The sequence below is a fragment of the Streptomyces sp. NPDC002809 genome, from assembly GCF_040295435.1.
Classification (GTDB): Bacteria; Actinomycetota; Actinomycetes; order Streptomycetales; family Streptomycetaceae; genus Streptomyces.
Genome location: NZ_JBEOVJ010000127.1, coordinates 1 through 14963, shown reverse-complemented (window position 1 = coordinate 14963; position 14963 = coordinate 1). Strand labels below are relative to the sequence as shown.

Below are 14963 nucleotides of genomic sequence, written 5' to 3'. Positions count from 1 at the left end.
CCGCTTCTCGGCCTGCTTCTCGGTGCGCAGCGACTTGCGGGCGGTCTTGCGGCCGGCGCACCGGTCGGCCGACCGGTGACAGACCCCCTCTTTTCTGCGGCGTGCGACTCAGACGGCGCCCAGTGCCTGACTGATGGCGTCGGCGGCCTCGATGACCTCTCGGGTCAGTGCGAGGCGCTGCCCCTCCGTCTCGGTGCGGCTGCCGAGGAGGGACGTGGGGCCCCACAGGGAGATGGCGGCCACGACGTCCCCCGAGGAGTCGCGGACCGGTGCGGCGAGGGAGGCGCGGCCCAGGGCGCGCTCCTCCGCCTCGACGGCGTAGCCGGTGCGGCGCACGGTGTCGATCTCGGTGTCGAGGAGGTCGTGGCTGGTGGTCGTGAAGTCGGTGTGCGCCGCGAGCGGTTCCGGAAGCAGCGTGCGGCGTTCCTTGGGCGTGAGCCCGGTGAGGAGACATTTGCCGATGCTGGTGGCGTGCAGCGGGGCGGTGTGTCCGGCCTGTGTGTAGGACTTGGGGGCGCGCGTTCCCTCGAAATTGCACAGGAACATCAGCTCGGTCCCGCGGCGGATGGCGACGTTGGCCCCCAGTCCCGTGCGTGTGGCCAGATCCTGGAGGACCATGCGGGCCGCGCGGTGGACGGGGTGGCGATTGGTGGCGGTGGCGGCGAGGGGGAGGATGCCCAGGCTGAGCCGGTAGAGGTTGCTGACGGGGTCACGTTCGACCATGTCGAGGCGTTCGAGGGTGGACAGCAGGCGGGAGGTGGTGGAGGATCCCAGCCCGGTGAGTTCGGCGACGTCGGAGACGCGTAGCTCGGCGCGGCCGGAGTCGAGTGCGCGCAGCACCGAGACGGCCCGTTCGACGCTCTGGTTCGTCCCGGCGTCGGTCGCCCGAATGGCCATGACCCTCCTCATTTTGCAAACCGCTTGCACAATCTGCATCAGCATATCGCGTGGGCCCGAGAGGTGGCTGCGAAATCCGGCGGAACGCGCACCGTCCCAGGTGCGCGTTCCGCCCTCGTCCCCGGCGTCAGGCGGGGCGCAGTCCGAACCACTCGAAGGCCGCGCTGCCGCGGGTCGCGTACATGCCGATGACCCGGCCCGTGAAGCCTCCCGCGACCTCCGTGCTGAGATAGCGGCCGTCCAGCGCGGCCAGGATCTCGAAGCCGCCCTCGGCGGTCTCGTACCCCAGGTGGAGGGTGTCGGGGCCGCCGATGCGCAGGCCCGGCGGGACCGCCGCCTCCGGGTCCGAGACGGAGGGCGGCAGGACCACGGTGGTCGTGACGTCGATCCGCAGGGTCAACGGACCCGGCGGCAGGGCGCGTTCAGCCAGGGTGTGGCACAGCGGACCGATCCTGGCGACAGCGCGGACCATGCCGGAGCCGTCCGTCTCCAACCGGTAGTGGTGCGCCTCGTCGAGTCGCACGGCGAGCCCGCCCAGACCTCCCGGGGCGACGTCGACCCGCGTACGGGCGGTGCAGTCGGGGTCCTGCTGGCGCCGCCCCACGAAGAGTGCGCCGGGCACGTCGAGGCTGTCCGCGCGGGCGTGCAGCACCAGGTGCCCCGGCCGCTCGTCGAGGCGGACGGCGGCCGGATCGTGCCGCCGCGGCGACACCCAGCACGGCGCGAGCGCGGGGGAGTCGAAGTCGTCCCGCTCCGGCTCGTCCGGCCAGGGGTGCGGCGACAGCGCGGGGGCCTCGGCTCGCAGGTCCACCGGCCCCGGCAGCGGCCACTCGTCCTCCCAGCGCACCGGCGCAAGGAACGTCTCCCGGCCCAGGCCGTGGTACTTGGGGGTGTCGCCGCGGGGCCGGGTGCCCAGCAGCACCATCCACCAGGTGTCGTCCTGTGCCTGTACGAGGTCTCCGTGGCCGATGTTCTGCACGGGGTGGCCGGTGCTGCGGTGGGAGAGCACGGGGTTGTCCGGGTGCGGTTCGAACGGCCCCGGCAGGCTGCGGGCCCGGGCCACCGACATCGCGTGGCCGCGTTCGGTGCCGCCCTCCGACAGCAGCAGGTACCACCAGTCGCCGATCCGGTACAGGTGCGGTCCCTCGGGGTACTGCAGCCCGCTGCCCGACCACAATGCCACCGGCTCGCCCAGCGCTTCGCCCGTCTCCGGGTCGATGCGCACCCCGTGGATGCCGTCGTCCGAGTACACGCACCAGCACGTGCCGTCCTCGTCCCAGGCGAGATCGGGGTCGATGCCGGGTACGCCGACCGGAACGGGGTCCGACCAGGGTCCCGCGGGGTCCTTCGCGGTGACCAGGACGGTGCCGGCGTCGGTGACCACGGTGGTGATCATCCAGAAGCGGCCGTCGTGGTGCCGCAGGGTGGGGGCGTACACACCGCACGAGGCCGGGACCGAGTCCGGCAGCTCCAACTGGCCGGGGCGGTCCAGCGCGTGACCGATCAGCCGCCAGTTCACCAGGTCGCGGCTGTGCCACAGGGGCACCCCGGGCACGTACTCGAAGCTGGACGTCGCCACGTAGTAGTCGTCGCCCACCCGGCAGATGCTCGGGTCCGGACTGAAGCCGGGTATCACGGGGTTGTCGAAGAGCGCCATGTTCGTCCCAGGGTGTGGCCGGGTGGCGGGAACGGCTGCCCGCCGGACCGCCACGATCGTCGAAGCGCTTCGAAAGTTGCACGGGGGCGGTGAGCTGTCAACGGTGGAACGTGCTCCGCACGGGGCCCGGCCACGCGAGTGGCGGGCCCCGCACGGAGGGTCAGCCGACGGCCGGGCGCAGGCGGACCGGAAGGGTCTGGTGCCCGTTGCTGATCAGGGAGGGCAGCGGCTGCAGTTCGGCCGCGGGAACAGCGAGTTCGGCCTCGGGGAACCGCTCGAAGAGCTGCTGGAGCGCGGTGGTGATCTCCAGGCGGGCGAGCGGGGCGCCGAGGCAGAAGTGCACGCCGTGGCCGAAGGCGAGGTGCTCCTTCGTCGGCCGGGTGACGTCGAAGAGGTCCGCGGATTCACCGTGCACGCCGGGGTGGCGGTTGGCGGCGGCGTAGGAGGCGAGGATCGCCTCGCCCCGGGCGATCTTCTGTCCGTCGGGCAGGGGTATGTCCGCCAGGGCGAAGCGCATGGGCAGGTACTTGACGGCGGGCTCGTGGCGAAGGGTCTCTTCGACGACGCTGTTCCAGTCGGCGCGGCCGGCCCGCAGGTGGGCCAGTTGCGCGGGATCCGCCAGCAGGGCGGTGATGGCCTGGTCGATCACGTTGACCGTGGTGTCGTACCCGGCGGAGACCATCAGCAGCAGCGTGTCACGCAGCTCGTCGTCGGTGAGGGCGCCGCCGTCCCCCTCGTCGTCGCGGGAAGCGATGAGGAGGGAGGTCATGTCGTCGCCGGGATCGGCGCGCTTGGCCGCGATCAGTCCGTTGAGCGCCTCGTACAGGGCGGCCGTGTTCGCGGTGGCCTCCTCGACGGTGAGAGTGGTGTCGAAGACACCGTCGACCAGGGCACGGAAGCCGTCGAGCTGATGCTCGGGGACACCCATGAGCTGGCCGATCACCGCGATCGGCAGCGGGTAGGCGAGGTCCTGGCGGAGATCGGCCACCTCACCGGCCGGCCGGGACTCGAGTTCGTCGAGGAGCGTGGCGACCACCTTCTCGACCGATGACCGAAGGTCCTGGATGCGGCGGGCGCTGAACGCCGGGGCCACCATCCGGCGGAGCCGCCGGTGGTCGCCTCCGTAGGCGGTGAACATGTTGCTCACGGCGACCCAGAGGGCGAGGGGCCAGGTGGCCACGGTCTCGGCGAACGCCGGCCAGTGGGCGCGGGCGTCCTTGGAGACGTCCGGGCTGGTGAGGAGTTCCTTGAGGAGCGCCGGGTCGGTGACCGACCACGCGGTCACCCCGAGGACGTCCACACGGGTGGCCGGACCGCGGTCGCGCAGGGCCTGGTACTCGGCGTGGCGGTCGGAGCCGGTGGGATCGAGTACGAGTAAGGGCTGCTCGGACATGGTGTCTCTCTCTCAGCGAGCGGTGGCGAAGCGGACGGGGAGGGATTCCAGGGCGCGGTGGAAGGGGCCCGGGCGCCAGCGCAGTTCAGCGGCGGGGACGGCGAGATCCATCTCCGGCAGGGCGTCGAGCAGATAGGTCACCGCGGTCTCGGCGATGAGATAGGCGTGGGAGCGGGCCGGGCAGGTGTGGGGGCCGATGCTCCAGGCCAGGTGGGCGCGGTTGCCCGAGATCCCGGTCGGCCCCTGGGTGAGTTCGGGGTCGTTGTTGCAGGCCGCCATGGATATGACGACGGGCTGGTGGGCCGGGAGCAGGAAGCCGTCGATGTCCGCGGGGTAGGGCGGATAGGTGATGCAGTAGTTCGCCATCGGCGGGTCCGTGTACAGGACGGTGTCGAGCGCGTCGCGCACCGTGGACTGGCCCGCGTGCAGTCCGGCGGAGAACTCCTCGTCGGTGAGGATCTTCAGCTGGGTGTTGGCGATCAGGTTGGTCAGGGGCTCGATGCCGGCGCCGTAGAGAGTGACGAGCTGGTGGCTCATCTCCTCGTCGGTCAGCTCCGCCGAGTGGGCCAGGAGGCGCGAGGTGATGTCGTCGGCGGGATCACGCCGGCGCAGGGCGACGAGGTCGGCGAGGGCCTGGCCGAGGATCTGGTTGCCCTGATGGGCGTCGGTGGTGTTGAAGATGCGCGCCATTCCGTCGGCGATACGGGCTCCGATCTCGTCGGGGCAGCCCAGCAGAGCACTCAGGATCCGGAAGGCGATCGGCCAGGCGTACTGGGTGAGCAGATCGGCGTTGCCGGTGGCGAGGAAGTCCCCGACGGACTCCGAGGCGATCCTCTCCACCTGGTCGCGCAGCCGGTGCTGGTCGACGGCGTTGATGCTGGCGGTGTTGGCCGCCCGGTAACGGGCGTGCTCCGCACCGCCGTTGCGCAGGGCGTTGGGCCGCCACTCCATCATCGGCCGCACGGGGCACGAGGCCGGCACCTGCTGCTCCCAGATGCGCGGGTCGGGCGGGAAGTACATGGGGTCGTTGAGGATGCGGCGGGCCTGGAGGTAGCCGATCACCAGCGTGGCCGGGATGCCGGGGGACAACTCGACGGGCACCAGGGGCCCGTAGGTCTTGCGCATCCGCTCGTAGGCGGCGTGCGGGTCGGCGGCGAAGCCCGGCTCGTACAGAGAGACCCTGCCCGGTGCGACCGTGGGCACGGAGCTGGTGAAGGTCATGACATGGGCTCCAGGGAGAGTGCTTCGCGGTGCGAGATCAGGTACTCCGCGAGCGTGATCAGGGCATGCAGGGAAGAGGTACGGTCGCGCGCGTCGCAGGTGGTCAGCGGCGTGTGAGGGTCCAGAGCGAGGGCCTGGCGCAGTTCGTCGGGGTCGTAGACGGGCGCGTCGGGGAAGGTGTTGATCGCCACCGCGTAGGGGATGCCCTCGCCCTCCAGCAGACTCAGAGCCTCGTGGCTCGCATCGAGGTCACGGGTGTCGGCCAGCACGAGGCAGCCGAGAGCGCCTTGTGCGAGGTCCTCCCACAGGGGCTGGAAGCGGACCTGCCCGGGGAGCCCGAACAGATACAGGGCGAGGGCACCGCCGGCCAGGTGGATACGGCCGAAGTCCATGCCCACGGTCGTCGTGGTCTTCTGCGGTGTGCCGCGCAGATCGTCGATCCCGACGCTGTCCTCGGTGATCGGCTCTTCCATCCGCAGCGGCCGTACCTCGGAAACGCTGCCGATGAAGGTCGTCTTGCCGACACCGAATCCGCCGGCGATCACGATCTTGGCGGACCGGGTCACCGTGGCCGGCACGTACGAGACGGCGTTCGGCGTGTCAGACCAGTTCTCGCAGTCCATCAAGCACCTTCTGCAGGAGGTCGTTTTCGGGCTGATCGTTCTCTGCGGCCGCCGGGCTGGCCAGATGACCGCTGTCCATGAGGGAGGAGACGAGGATCCGGATGGTGGAGGGCGGCAGCTGGAGCGCGGCAGCGATGTCCGCGACGGCCAGCCCTCCGTGGCCCACGGAGAACAGGCTCATCACCCGCCGGGCATCGGGCCCCAGTTGGCCGGTGGGGCTGGTCGAGGCGATGACCACGCTCTCCAGAAGCACGTTCTGGCGCGGGCGGACCCGTCCGCCCGTGCGGACATAGGGCCTCACCATGTCCGGGTCATGCCGTGGACCGGTCATACCGTGGTGCCTCCGTCCGGCTGGAGGACGGGCCTGCGTTCGGTGGTGCCGAGCTGCTCGCCCAGCCGCACCACGAGCAGGGCCATGTGGTGGCTGATCAGGCCGACGTCGGCGTGGGGTCCCGTCGTGACGACCGAGAGCATCGTGTTCTGACCGGCCGCCGTCGTCAGGCCGATCCGCTCGACGCTCTCGATCAGCTGCTGGCGCACGCCGCGCCCGCCGGTGAAGTTGTCCCACGCCCGGCCCGAGGCCCGCAGTGAGGCGGTCAGTGCGGCCAGCTTCTCGCCGTCCTCCTGGCCGATGGTCTGCGTCCGGGCCTTGAGCAGGCCGTCGCCGCTCATCAGTACGGCGTACCGGACGCCCTCCACTGAACCCAGCTGCTCGTCCAGCAGCCAGCCCAGGGCGTTCGAGTGGGTGTCCGACATGATCAACGTCCTTCGTCAGTGCTTGCGGTGTTCTGGTCGTCCCGGCTGATGCGGCTGCCGGCCATCCACGCGGCGGCCACGGCGGGCGTACCCGGCTCCACGGCAGGGGGGACCGGCTGCGTCCCGGTGGCGGGGCCCGTCCCGTCGGCGGGGCGCGTGGTGCGCCGGCGGACGGTGAGCCCGCTTGCCGTGGTGGGCTTGACCGCCGGAGCGGGCTCCGCTTCCGGGGCGGGGGCCGGCCGGGCGGCCGGCACGCTCTGTACGGACGACGGCCGGGGATGCTGGGGCGTCGTCAGGAGGGCCTGCGGGAGAACGATGATCGCGCGGGTGCCGCCGTACATGTTGGGCGCCGTCAGCTCGACGCGGAAGCCGTACTGGTCGGCGAGCACGGACGCGACGCGCAGCCCGGTCTGCGGGTAGGCACCGAGCTGCGTGATGTCGTCCCGCTGCTTGCCGGACATCACCTCGCGCGCCCAGGTCAGCCGCTCGTCCTCGATCCGCAGTCCGGCGTCGTCCACGACGAGGAAGGCGGCGTTCGCCCCGTGCTCCAGGGAGACGTGCACCCGGGCGTTCGGCGGGGAGTAGCGAAGCGCGTTGTCCAGCAGCACCGCCAGGGTGTGGACGACGGCTTCCACGGCCCGGCTCTGTACGGCGAAGGACTCCAGGTCCGTGTGCTGGATGCGCTGATAGCCCTCGACCCGCCCCATGGCCGTGCGGACGACGTCGGTGAGTGTGGTCGCCGGCCAGCGCCGCGACAGCTTGTCACCGGCCAGGACGCCGTACCCGGACGCGGTGAGCAGCATCTGCTGGGCCAGGTGGTCCATCTCGACCAGCGTGGCGTACGCCTCGTCCGAGACATGGCGGCGCACTCCGGCACTGATCGCGCTGCTCAGCTTCGCGGCCCGCTGCACCGTGTTGGAGGCGAAGGCGCGTACGGCCGCCCGGGCCACGTTCACCGACTCCTGCCGCGCCTGGTCGATCTGCTGCTCGGCCTCCGCCCAGACCTGCGCGAGCTGGTCCTGCGCGGCGTTCTGCGCAAGTTGTCCGGTCTGGCCGATGGCGGAGCAGGCCTGTCCCGCGAGGGCACCGAGGGCGCCCGCCATCTGGGTGTGGACCAGCTGGGGCGGCACGGCCAGGTCGGGCCGGTAGGCCTGCCCGGTCTGGACATGTGCCGCGGCGGCCGGAACGACGGTGTGCGCGATGTATCCGGCGAACTGCTCGGCGGCGCGTAACTGCTGCCCGAGCTGTTCGACGTGCTGCTGAAGGCCGTCGGCGCGGCGCCGCTGGGCGCGGGCCTTGCGGTGGAAGTGGAGCGTCGCACCGGCGCCCACCGCCAACGCGGCCACGATCAGTATGAGTTCGGTCATCAGGCCCTCACGGGAATCGGGGAGACGGTTCCGGTGCGTATGCCGCCGGTCGGGCCGTGCTGCTCGTTACGGGGGTGGGATTCCATCGTGTCTGTACTCCGTAGTGCCCGGTTTTCGGGATCTGTTGGCTGCCGAAGCCGACTTGTGGGGGGACGAGGGCGGTCGGCTCCGGATGATGAGTCGGGAATCTGCCGATTCCCCTGCCTCCGTGTACGCAGGAGGGAAGGGGGGATCCGGAGGATCGGCGAGATGGCGAATTTCGGCGCGCGCGCCGGATTGCGGCGGGGCCTGCCCGAGTGCCTGCTCGCGGTTCGGCCCGCTGTGCGCGCGGGAGCCTTCGAGAAGCTTCTGCGAGGTCGTGAGCTGCCGTTTCCGGCCGGCCCGGGAGTGTCCGGCAGGGCAGGAACGGCGGAGTCGGCCGACTGCCGGCGGGGTGAGCGTAAGGCCGGCGAGATGGGCATGGCGGAACTCTAGTTGGAATTGGCCTTGTTGCGCACGGGGCCCTTGTGTCTGATGGGAGGCTTTGCTGTGAAAGCTGAGGCAGTGTGGCCGTGTTGAGGGAAATCAGGAATCCGAAACGGATGTCGCACGGGGCCGTCTCGTCGCTTTTCGGTCCGGATGACGGCACATCAAGGTAAATATGCGGTACGGGAGTTGGCGGAGCCGCCGCCTGACGGACGGTGCCCGGTGAGGGGAGCCGGTCCAGCACGTGTGCCGCCGTCCGCCGATCTGCCCGCCGTCCGGAAGTACGTGAATGAGCGGTGGGGCAACGCGGGCCCGGGATATGGACGGTGGGAGTGGCGGCGGCCGAATTCGCCTCGGGAGAAGCTCGGTTGGCTTGCCGCTTCCCGGATCGCTGTGGAGCGCGCCGGTGCGAGTGGGGGAGTGGTGGTGCGTCGGCATTACTCCTCGCGGGCGGATCCGGTCGTACGCGGTATGCGGCGCACTCGCCCCCGATAGTTACCGCAGCGTAACTTACTGATGGGTTACCTACGGTAAGTGCCGCTGCTAGCTTGCGTTCACCTGCATTCCGAGCAGAGCGAGGAGTGAGCTGTGAGCCGCAAGAGCACCCGTTCGCTTTCCATCTTCCCCACGAAGTCCCCCATGGGTTCCCCCGCCCGCGGGACACGCCCCGGTAGCCTGCGCGCGGTGGCGGTTGCCGTGACCGCGGCGGCCTGTGTGGCCGCGTACGCCGCACCCGCGTCGGCCACCGACGGGGCGCAGCCCGTGGTGTCCCGCGGGGTCACGATCCCCGACTTCTACAACCCGCCGGCCGAACTGCCCTCCGCCAACGGCGCGGTGATCCGTCACGAGCCGCTGCCCCTCGGGCTGAGTCTGCCGGGCCTGGACGGCCGGCCCATGCCGGGTACGGCGACCCGGCTGATGTATCGCTCCACCGACTCGGGCGGGCAGGCCGTCGCGGTGACCGGCGCCTACATCGAACCGTCCGCCGCATGGAAGGGCTCCGGCCCGCGTCCGCTGGTGGCGCTGGCCTCGGGAACCGTGGGCCAGGGCGACCAGTGCGCGCCCTCCATGACCCTCCAGTACCCGCTGACCCTCAGCGGCGAGACCGTGTCGGTCGGCTACGAGACCCTGGCGATCTACCGGCTGCTCTCCGCCGGCGTCGCCGTCGTGGTCACCGACTATGTCGGTCTCGGCACGACCGACCGGCTCCACACCTACGTCAACCGGCTCGACCAGGGCCATGCCCTGCTGGACGCGGCCCGCGCCGCGCACCAGCTGCCCGGCACCTCGATCACGGCCGACTCGCGCACCGGTCTGTACGGCTACAGCCAGGGCGGCGGGGCCAGCGCGGCCGCGGCCGAACTCCAGCCGGCCTACGCGCCCGACGTCAAGCTCGCAGGCACCTACGCCGGTGCGCCGCCCGCGAACCTGACGTCGGTCATGAAGGGCATCGACGGCAGCGCCCTCGCCGGCGCCCTGGCCTGGTCGATCAACGGCTTCGCCCAGGCCGACCCCGACCTGAGGGACGTCATCGAGGCCAACGTCAACGACGCCGGCCGGGCCGCGCTGAAGGACGCCTCGACGATGTGCGTCGGGGACGCGATCTTCGGCTACGGCTTCACCAAGAGCACCAAGTGGACCACCAGCGGCAAGTCCCTCGGCGACGTCATCGCCGCCGAGCCCAAGGCGCAGGCCGCCCTGGACAGGCAGCGCATCGGCGCACTGAAGCCCGCGGGTCCGGTGCGCCTGGCCACCGGCGTGCAGGACGACATCGTGCCCCACGCCCAGGCGCGCCAACTGGCCCTGGACTGGTGCCGCAAGGGCGCCGACGTCACCTACGACGCCATCGTTCTGCCGAACCTCGGCGACAAGCTCCTGACCAACCACCTGGTCCCGCTGATCACCGACCAGGGCGACGCGATCTCCTGGATGACCGACCGCCTCTCGGGCAAGGGCACGACCTCCAACTGCTGGACGATGCCGCTCCAGCCCTGAAGCCTGACGCACTGACTCCCGACCCCGGACTGCCGGGCGGACCTCCGGTCCGCCCGGCAGTCGTGCTTCCGGCGCCCGGTCACGGTAAACCGGTGTCGCGACGGGGCCGGTGACACGATCATGGGACCCGGCCCCTGCCCGCCATCCGTGAAGGAAACCGCGCACCATGCCCGTACCGGCCGATCCGACCGTGCTCCATCCGATGCCCGACCAGCCGCGGGTGGTGCAGCTCAGACCTCTGGTGAAGTCCCCGCTGATCGAGGTCGGGGAGTACTCGTACTACGACGACCCGGACGACGCCACCGCGTTCGAGACACGCAACGTCCTCTACCACTACGGCCCGGAGAAGCTGGTCATCGGCAGGTTCTGCGCCCTGGGCACGGGGGTGCGGTTCATCATGAACGGCGCCAACCACCGTATGGACGGGCCCTCGACGTTCCCCTTCCCCACCCTGGGCGGCTCGTGGGCCGACCACTTCGACCTGCTCACCGGACTGCCGAACCGGGGGGACACCGTCGTCGGTCATGACGTCTGGTTCGGCCACGGCGCCACTGTGCTGCCCGGGGTGCGGATCGGAAACGGAGCGATCATCGGCGCCGGTTCCGTGGTCACCAAGGACGTGCCCGACTACGGGATCGTCGGCGGCAACCCGGCCCGCCTCCTGCGTACCCGCTACGACGAAGGGGACATCGCCCGGCTGCTCGCCGTGGCCTGGTGGGACTGGCCGGCGGAGCACGTCACCGCCCACGTGCGCACGATCATGTCGGGAACCGTCGACGATCTCGAAGCCGCCGCCCCGTCCGGGTGACGGCTGCCGCGCGCAGGGCCCGCCGAAATCCGGATGCGGCGGGCCCGCGCGCCGGTTATGGTCCTTCGCATGTTCTTCCAGCAGCTCTACGGCTGACGCGGGACGGGGCAGCGCCCCGTCTCCGTCCGGTAAGCCCTGTGCGCGCCCACGACCGGCCTCTGTGCCGGGGCGGCCGACGCACGGGTTCGCCGTGTCCATTTCGCCGCAGACCTGAATCGAGTGATCTTCCATGTCACGTCGCCGTGCACACATCGCCATGGCCGGTATCCCCGCCGTCAGCCACGTCCTGCCGAGCCTTGAGGTCATCCGTGAACTGGTGGCCCGTGGCCACCGGGTGACGTATGCCAACGACCCGGTGATGGCCGACCGGATCGAGGCCACCGGGGCCGAGTTCGTCCCGTACGGCTCCGTCCTGCCGGTCGCCGACAACAACTGGCCCGACGACGCCATCGGCGCGATGAGCCTCTTCCTCGACGACGCCGTCCAGGCCCTCCCGCAGCTGCGGGCCTTCTACGACGACGACCCCGCGGACCTCTACCTGTACGACATCGGCGCGTACGCCGCGCGAGCACTGGCCGAGTCCCAGAAGCGCCCTCTGATGCAGCTGTCCCCGACGTTCGTCGCCTGGAACGGCTACGAACAGGACGTGGCGGCGCACATGTGGGAACTGCCCGGCGCCGACGCGTACCGGGCGAGGTTCACCCGGTGGCTCGCTGACGGCGGCGCGACCACCACCGACATGGACGCCTTCTCCGGGCGTCCCGCGCACACCCTCGCCCTGATCCCCCGGGCGATGCAGCCGCACGGTGAGGACGTCGACACGGACACGGTGACGTTCGTCGGCCCCTGCTTCGGGGGACGCGTCGCCGAGCAGACCTGGACCCGCCCCGCGGACGCGGAGCGCGTGCTGCTCGTCTCGCTGGGTTCGGCGTACACCGACCGGCCCGAGTTCTACCGCCAGTGCCTGGCCGCGTACGGAGACCTGCCCGGCTGGCACGTCGTGCTCCAGGTCGGCAGGCACACCGACCGCGCGGAGCTCGGCACCGTACCCGGCAATGTCGAAGTGCACTCCTGGGTACCGCAGCTGGCGATTCTGGAGCAGGCCGACGCCTTCGTCACCCACGCAGGGATGGGTGGTAGCGCCGAAGGGCTCTACACCGGAGTGCCGATGATCGCCGTCCCGCAGGGCGCCGACCAGTTCATGAACGCCGACCGGCTCGTGGAACTGGGCGTAGCCCGCCGCATCGACACCGCGGACGCCACCGCCGATGCGCTGCGAACCGCCCTCACCGAACTCGTCGCCGACCCGGAGGCAGCCCGTCGCTCGGCGCGGCTGCGTGCCGAGGCGCGCGCCGAGGGCGGCACCCCGCGGGCCGCAGATCTCGTCGAGGAGCTGCTGGGCTGACACCCGGGCGAGGGCGAAGCCGGGCTTCCCGGCGGTCGCCCTCGGCGGTGTCCGTGGCGGTCGGGGCCTGCGGTGTCGCGGGCCCCGACCGCCACGTCAGGAGATGGATCCGGTGTTCACGGCGTGACGACGGGGAAGTCCGGGTCGAACGCGTCGAGGAGCCCGGCGAGTGTCTGCAGAACGGTCCCGTCGCCTGCGAGCGCGATCTTCCCGTCCCGGGCCAGCTCCGGCGCTGCGGCCGGTGTCAACAGCGCACCGACCAGCGCGGCCTTGGGACCGGAGACGGTGAGCCGGGTGTCGGGGTGCGCCCCGCGGCGGGCGTTCAGGACACCGCGGGCGACCCGCATCGTCCACGTCTCGTCGAGGTCGGTGAAGCGGAAGTCGATGCGCAGGTCCGCGACCGCGGCCTTCTCGCCGATCAGATGCACCGCTGCGAAGTCGAAGAGGATGTCGACGGGCATGGCCAGGACGGTGTCCGGGCTGGCGGTGGCGAACGTGGCCGGCTGAATGCCCTCGCGCAGTTCCTTGGCCGCGGTGAGGAAGATGCCCCGCCACTGCGGGCCCTCGGCCTGGTAGCCCATCTGCTCGTACGCGTCGGCCTGGAGATCACGGGCGGCCCGGTTCTCCGGCTGCGCGAAGACGAGGGTGTGCAGGATCTGGGCGGCCCAGCGATAGTCGGCGTCGGCCAGGGCGCGCCGCCCCTCGTCCATGATCTTCTCGGCGCCGATCAGGTCGGTGAAGCGCCGTGCGGCCTCGACCGGAGGGTGGGGGTGGAGCGAGACCGGGTCGCCGTCCCACATGCCGAGTTCCTTGGTGAACACCGCGCGCACGTCGTGGTGCAGGGTGCCGTGGTAGCCGCGGTTGAACCACTTGCGCCCCAGCTCCTCGGGCAGCTCGATCTCCTCGGCCGCCTCAAGGGGCGTGCAGCCCTTGTTGGCCAGCCGTAGCGCCTGGTCATGGAGATACTTGTACGTGTCGCGCTGCGATTCCAGGAACTCCGTCACCCGCGCGTTCTCCCACACCGGCCAGGTGTGCGGGCCGTAGTGCACCTGCACGTCGTCGCCCCACCGCTCCAGCGTCTCGTCGAGATAGCGGGCGAAGTTGCGGGCGTCGCGGGTGCGGGCGCCGCGCAGCGTCTGGATGTTGTGCAGCGAGTGGTTCGCGTTCTCCGCGCAGGTCAGCGCGCCGAGCTGCGGGATCCAGATGTGCATCTCCTCGGGCGCCTCCGTGTCGGGGGCGTAGAGGAACTCGAACTCGAGACCGCCGAGATCCCGTTTCGTACCCGTCTCGGTGATGGCGTCGGTCGGCGAGATGTACGAGATCGTCACACCGGGCACGGTGGCGATTCCGATGCCGCAGGTGACGCAGCCGCCCGGGCCGGGGTCGAGAAGGCTGTTGAACGCGTAGGAGGCCCGCCGGGACATGGCGTTGCCCGCGATCACGTTCTCGCCGATCGCGTGCTTGTCGAAGGAGGGAATCGTGCCCGGGGCGATGATCGGGACCTTGCCCGATGCGACGTCCTCCGCGCTCACCACACCCTTGACGCCGCCGTAGTGGTCGATGTGGGTGTGGGTGTAGATCACGGCCGCGACCGGCTTGTCGCTGACGTGCTCGCGGATCATGCCCATGCTCTGGCTTGCGGCCTCGACCGAGGCCATGCAGTCGACGACCACCAGACCGGTGTCGCCCTCGATGACCGTGAGGTTGGCGATGTCGTTGTTGCGCACCTGGTAGACGCCGTCCACGACCTTGTACAGGCCGCCCTTGCTGATCAGCTGCGACTGGCGCCACAGACTCGGGTGCACGGTGTCCGGCGCGGGGGCGTCGTCGGAGAGGTAGTCGTACCGGGAGGCATCGAAGATCACTCGTCCGTCCGTCGAGTACAGCTTGTCGGGGAAGGGGGCGATGAACCCGCGGTCCCGGTCGGTGAAGTCCTGCCGGTCGTCCATGGCGTACCCCGCCACGGCCTCCCGGTTCGCCGCGGCGGTGGCGGGTGTGGCGCCCTTGGGTGTGTAGGTCATGACGAACAGCTCCCGTCCGTCGCAACCGCCGGCCGGTCCCGCGGGACCGGAAGGGCTGCGAGCATCGTCGATTCGCCCTCAGCCTTGTTCGGCTCCTGTCACCCGACTAGGTGAGCGGGGCCGAACGGGTGACGGGCGAGAACGCGATGGACAGGGGGTACAACGGTGCGGGGCCGCGCGGTGGGTTCACCGTGCGGCCCCGGACTGCGGGTCCTGCTGTTCTGCTGTGTGCCGCCCGGCAGGGTCAGCCCTTGCGGGCCGTGACCTCGTCGGTGAGCTGCGGGACGACGTCGAAGAGGTCACCGACGACGCCGTAGTCGACGAGGTCGAAGATCGGGGCCTCGGCGTCCTTGTT

At 70.8% G+C, this 14963-nt stretch carries 12 protein-coding genes and 1 pseudogene; 3 read left to right on the top strand and 10 right to left on the bottom strand.

All coding sequences use genetic code 11. The features are described from left to right. Positions 1-108: 108 nt before the first annotated feature. The 8 genes from ABT025_RS37595 to ABT025_RS37560 all read right to left on the bottom strand — a co-directional run bounded on the left by ABT025_RS37595 (position 109) and on the right by ABT025_RS37560 (position 7914). The gene (locus ABT025_RS37595; protein ID WP_351003173.1) at positions 109-897 is read right to left on the bottom strand and encodes an IclR family transcriptional regulator; all 789 of its coding nucleotides are present in this window, start codon (positions 895-897) and stop codon (positions 109-111) included. A 127-nt stretch (positions 898-1024) separates the two neighbouring features. After that, on the bottom strand, positions 1025-2554 hold the full coding sequence (locus ABT025_RS37590) for a glycoside hydrolase family 43 protein (protein ID WP_351003172.1): 1530 nt from the start codon (positions 2552-2554) through the stop codon (positions 1025-1027). Between the two features lie 160 nt (positions 2555-2714). Next, positions 2715-3947 (bottom strand): cytochrome P450 family protein, encoded by a 1233-nt coding sequence (locus ABT025_RS37585; protein ID WP_351003171.1) that lies wholly within the window; start codon positions 3945-3947, stop codon positions 2715-2717. Positions 3948-3959: 12 nt separating this feature from the next. Beyond that, entirely contained in the window at positions 3960-5168 is a 1209-nt protein-coding gene (locus ABT025_RS37580; protein WP_351003170.1) for a cytochrome P450, read from the bottom strand. Next, positions 5165-5791, bottom strand: a complete 627-nt coding sequence (locus tag ABT025_RS37575; RefSeq protein ID WP_351003169.1) for a GTP-binding protein — start codon at positions 5789-5791, stop codon at positions 5165-5167. Before ABT025_RS37575 ends, ABT025_RS37580 begins: the two co-directional genes overlap by 4 nt. Continuing rightward, the gene (locus ABT025_RS37570; RefSeq protein ID WP_351003168.1) at positions 5769-6122 is read right to left on the bottom strand and encodes a DUF742 domain-containing protein; all 354 of its coding nucleotides are present in this window, start codon (positions 6120-6122) and stop codon (positions 5769-5771) included. The genes ABT025_RS37575 and ABT025_RS37570 overlap by 23 nt, the downstream gene beginning before the upstream one ends. Further along, entirely contained in the window at positions 6119-6547 is a 429-nt protein-coding gene (locus tag ABT025_RS37565; RefSeq protein ID WP_351003167.1) for a roadblock/LC7 domain-containing protein, read from the bottom strand. Before ABT025_RS37565 ends, ABT025_RS37570 begins: the two co-directional genes overlap by 4 nt. Before the next feature lie 2 nt (positions 6548-6549). Beyond that, on the bottom strand, positions 6550-7914 hold the full coding sequence (locus tag ABT025_RS37560; RefSeq protein ID WP_351003166.1) for an ATP-binding protein: 1365 nt from the start codon (positions 7912-7914) through the stop codon (positions 6550-6552). A 1104-nt stretch (positions 7915-9018) separates the two neighbouring features. Here ABT025_RS37560 and ABT025_RS37555 point away from each other — a divergent pair. The 3 genes from ABT025_RS37555 to ABT025_RS37545 all read left to right on the top strand — a co-directional run bounded on the left by ABT025_RS37555 (position 9019) and on the right by ABT025_RS37545 (position 12587). Continuing rightward, entirely contained in the window at positions 9019-10374 is a 1356-nt protein-coding gene (locus ABT025_RS37555; protein WP_351003175.1) for a lipase family protein, read from the top strand. A gap of 166 nt (positions 10375-10540) precedes the next feature. Further along, a complete protein-coding gene (locus tag ABT025_RS37550) occupies positions 10541-11182 on the top strand; it encodes a CatB-related O-acetyltransferase (RefSeq protein ID WP_351003165.1) in 642 nt (213 codons plus the stop codon). A 229-nt stretch (positions 11183-11411) separates the two neighbouring features. Next, positions 11412-12587, top strand: coding sequence for a macrolide family glycosyltransferase (locus ABT025_RS37545; RefSeq protein WP_351003164.1), 1176 nt, complete (start codon positions 11412-11414; stop codon positions 12585-12587). Between the two features lie 116 nt (positions 12588-12703). Here ABT025_RS37545 and ABT025_RS37540 read toward each other — a convergent pair whose 3' ends face one another. Together ABT025_RS37540 and ABT025_RS37535 are read right to left on the bottom strand one after the other, a co-directional pair. Beyond that, positions 12704-14608 (bottom strand): alkyl/aryl-sulfatase, encoded by a 1905-nt coding sequence (locus tag ABT025_RS37540; RefSeq protein ID WP_351003163.1) that lies wholly within the window; start codon positions 14606-14608, stop codon positions 12704-12706. 244 nt (positions 14609-14852) lie between these two features. Then, positions 14853-14963 (bottom strand): annotated as a pseudogene (locus ABT025_RS37535) (electron transfer flavoprotein subunit alpha/FixB family protein); the annotation flags it as partial.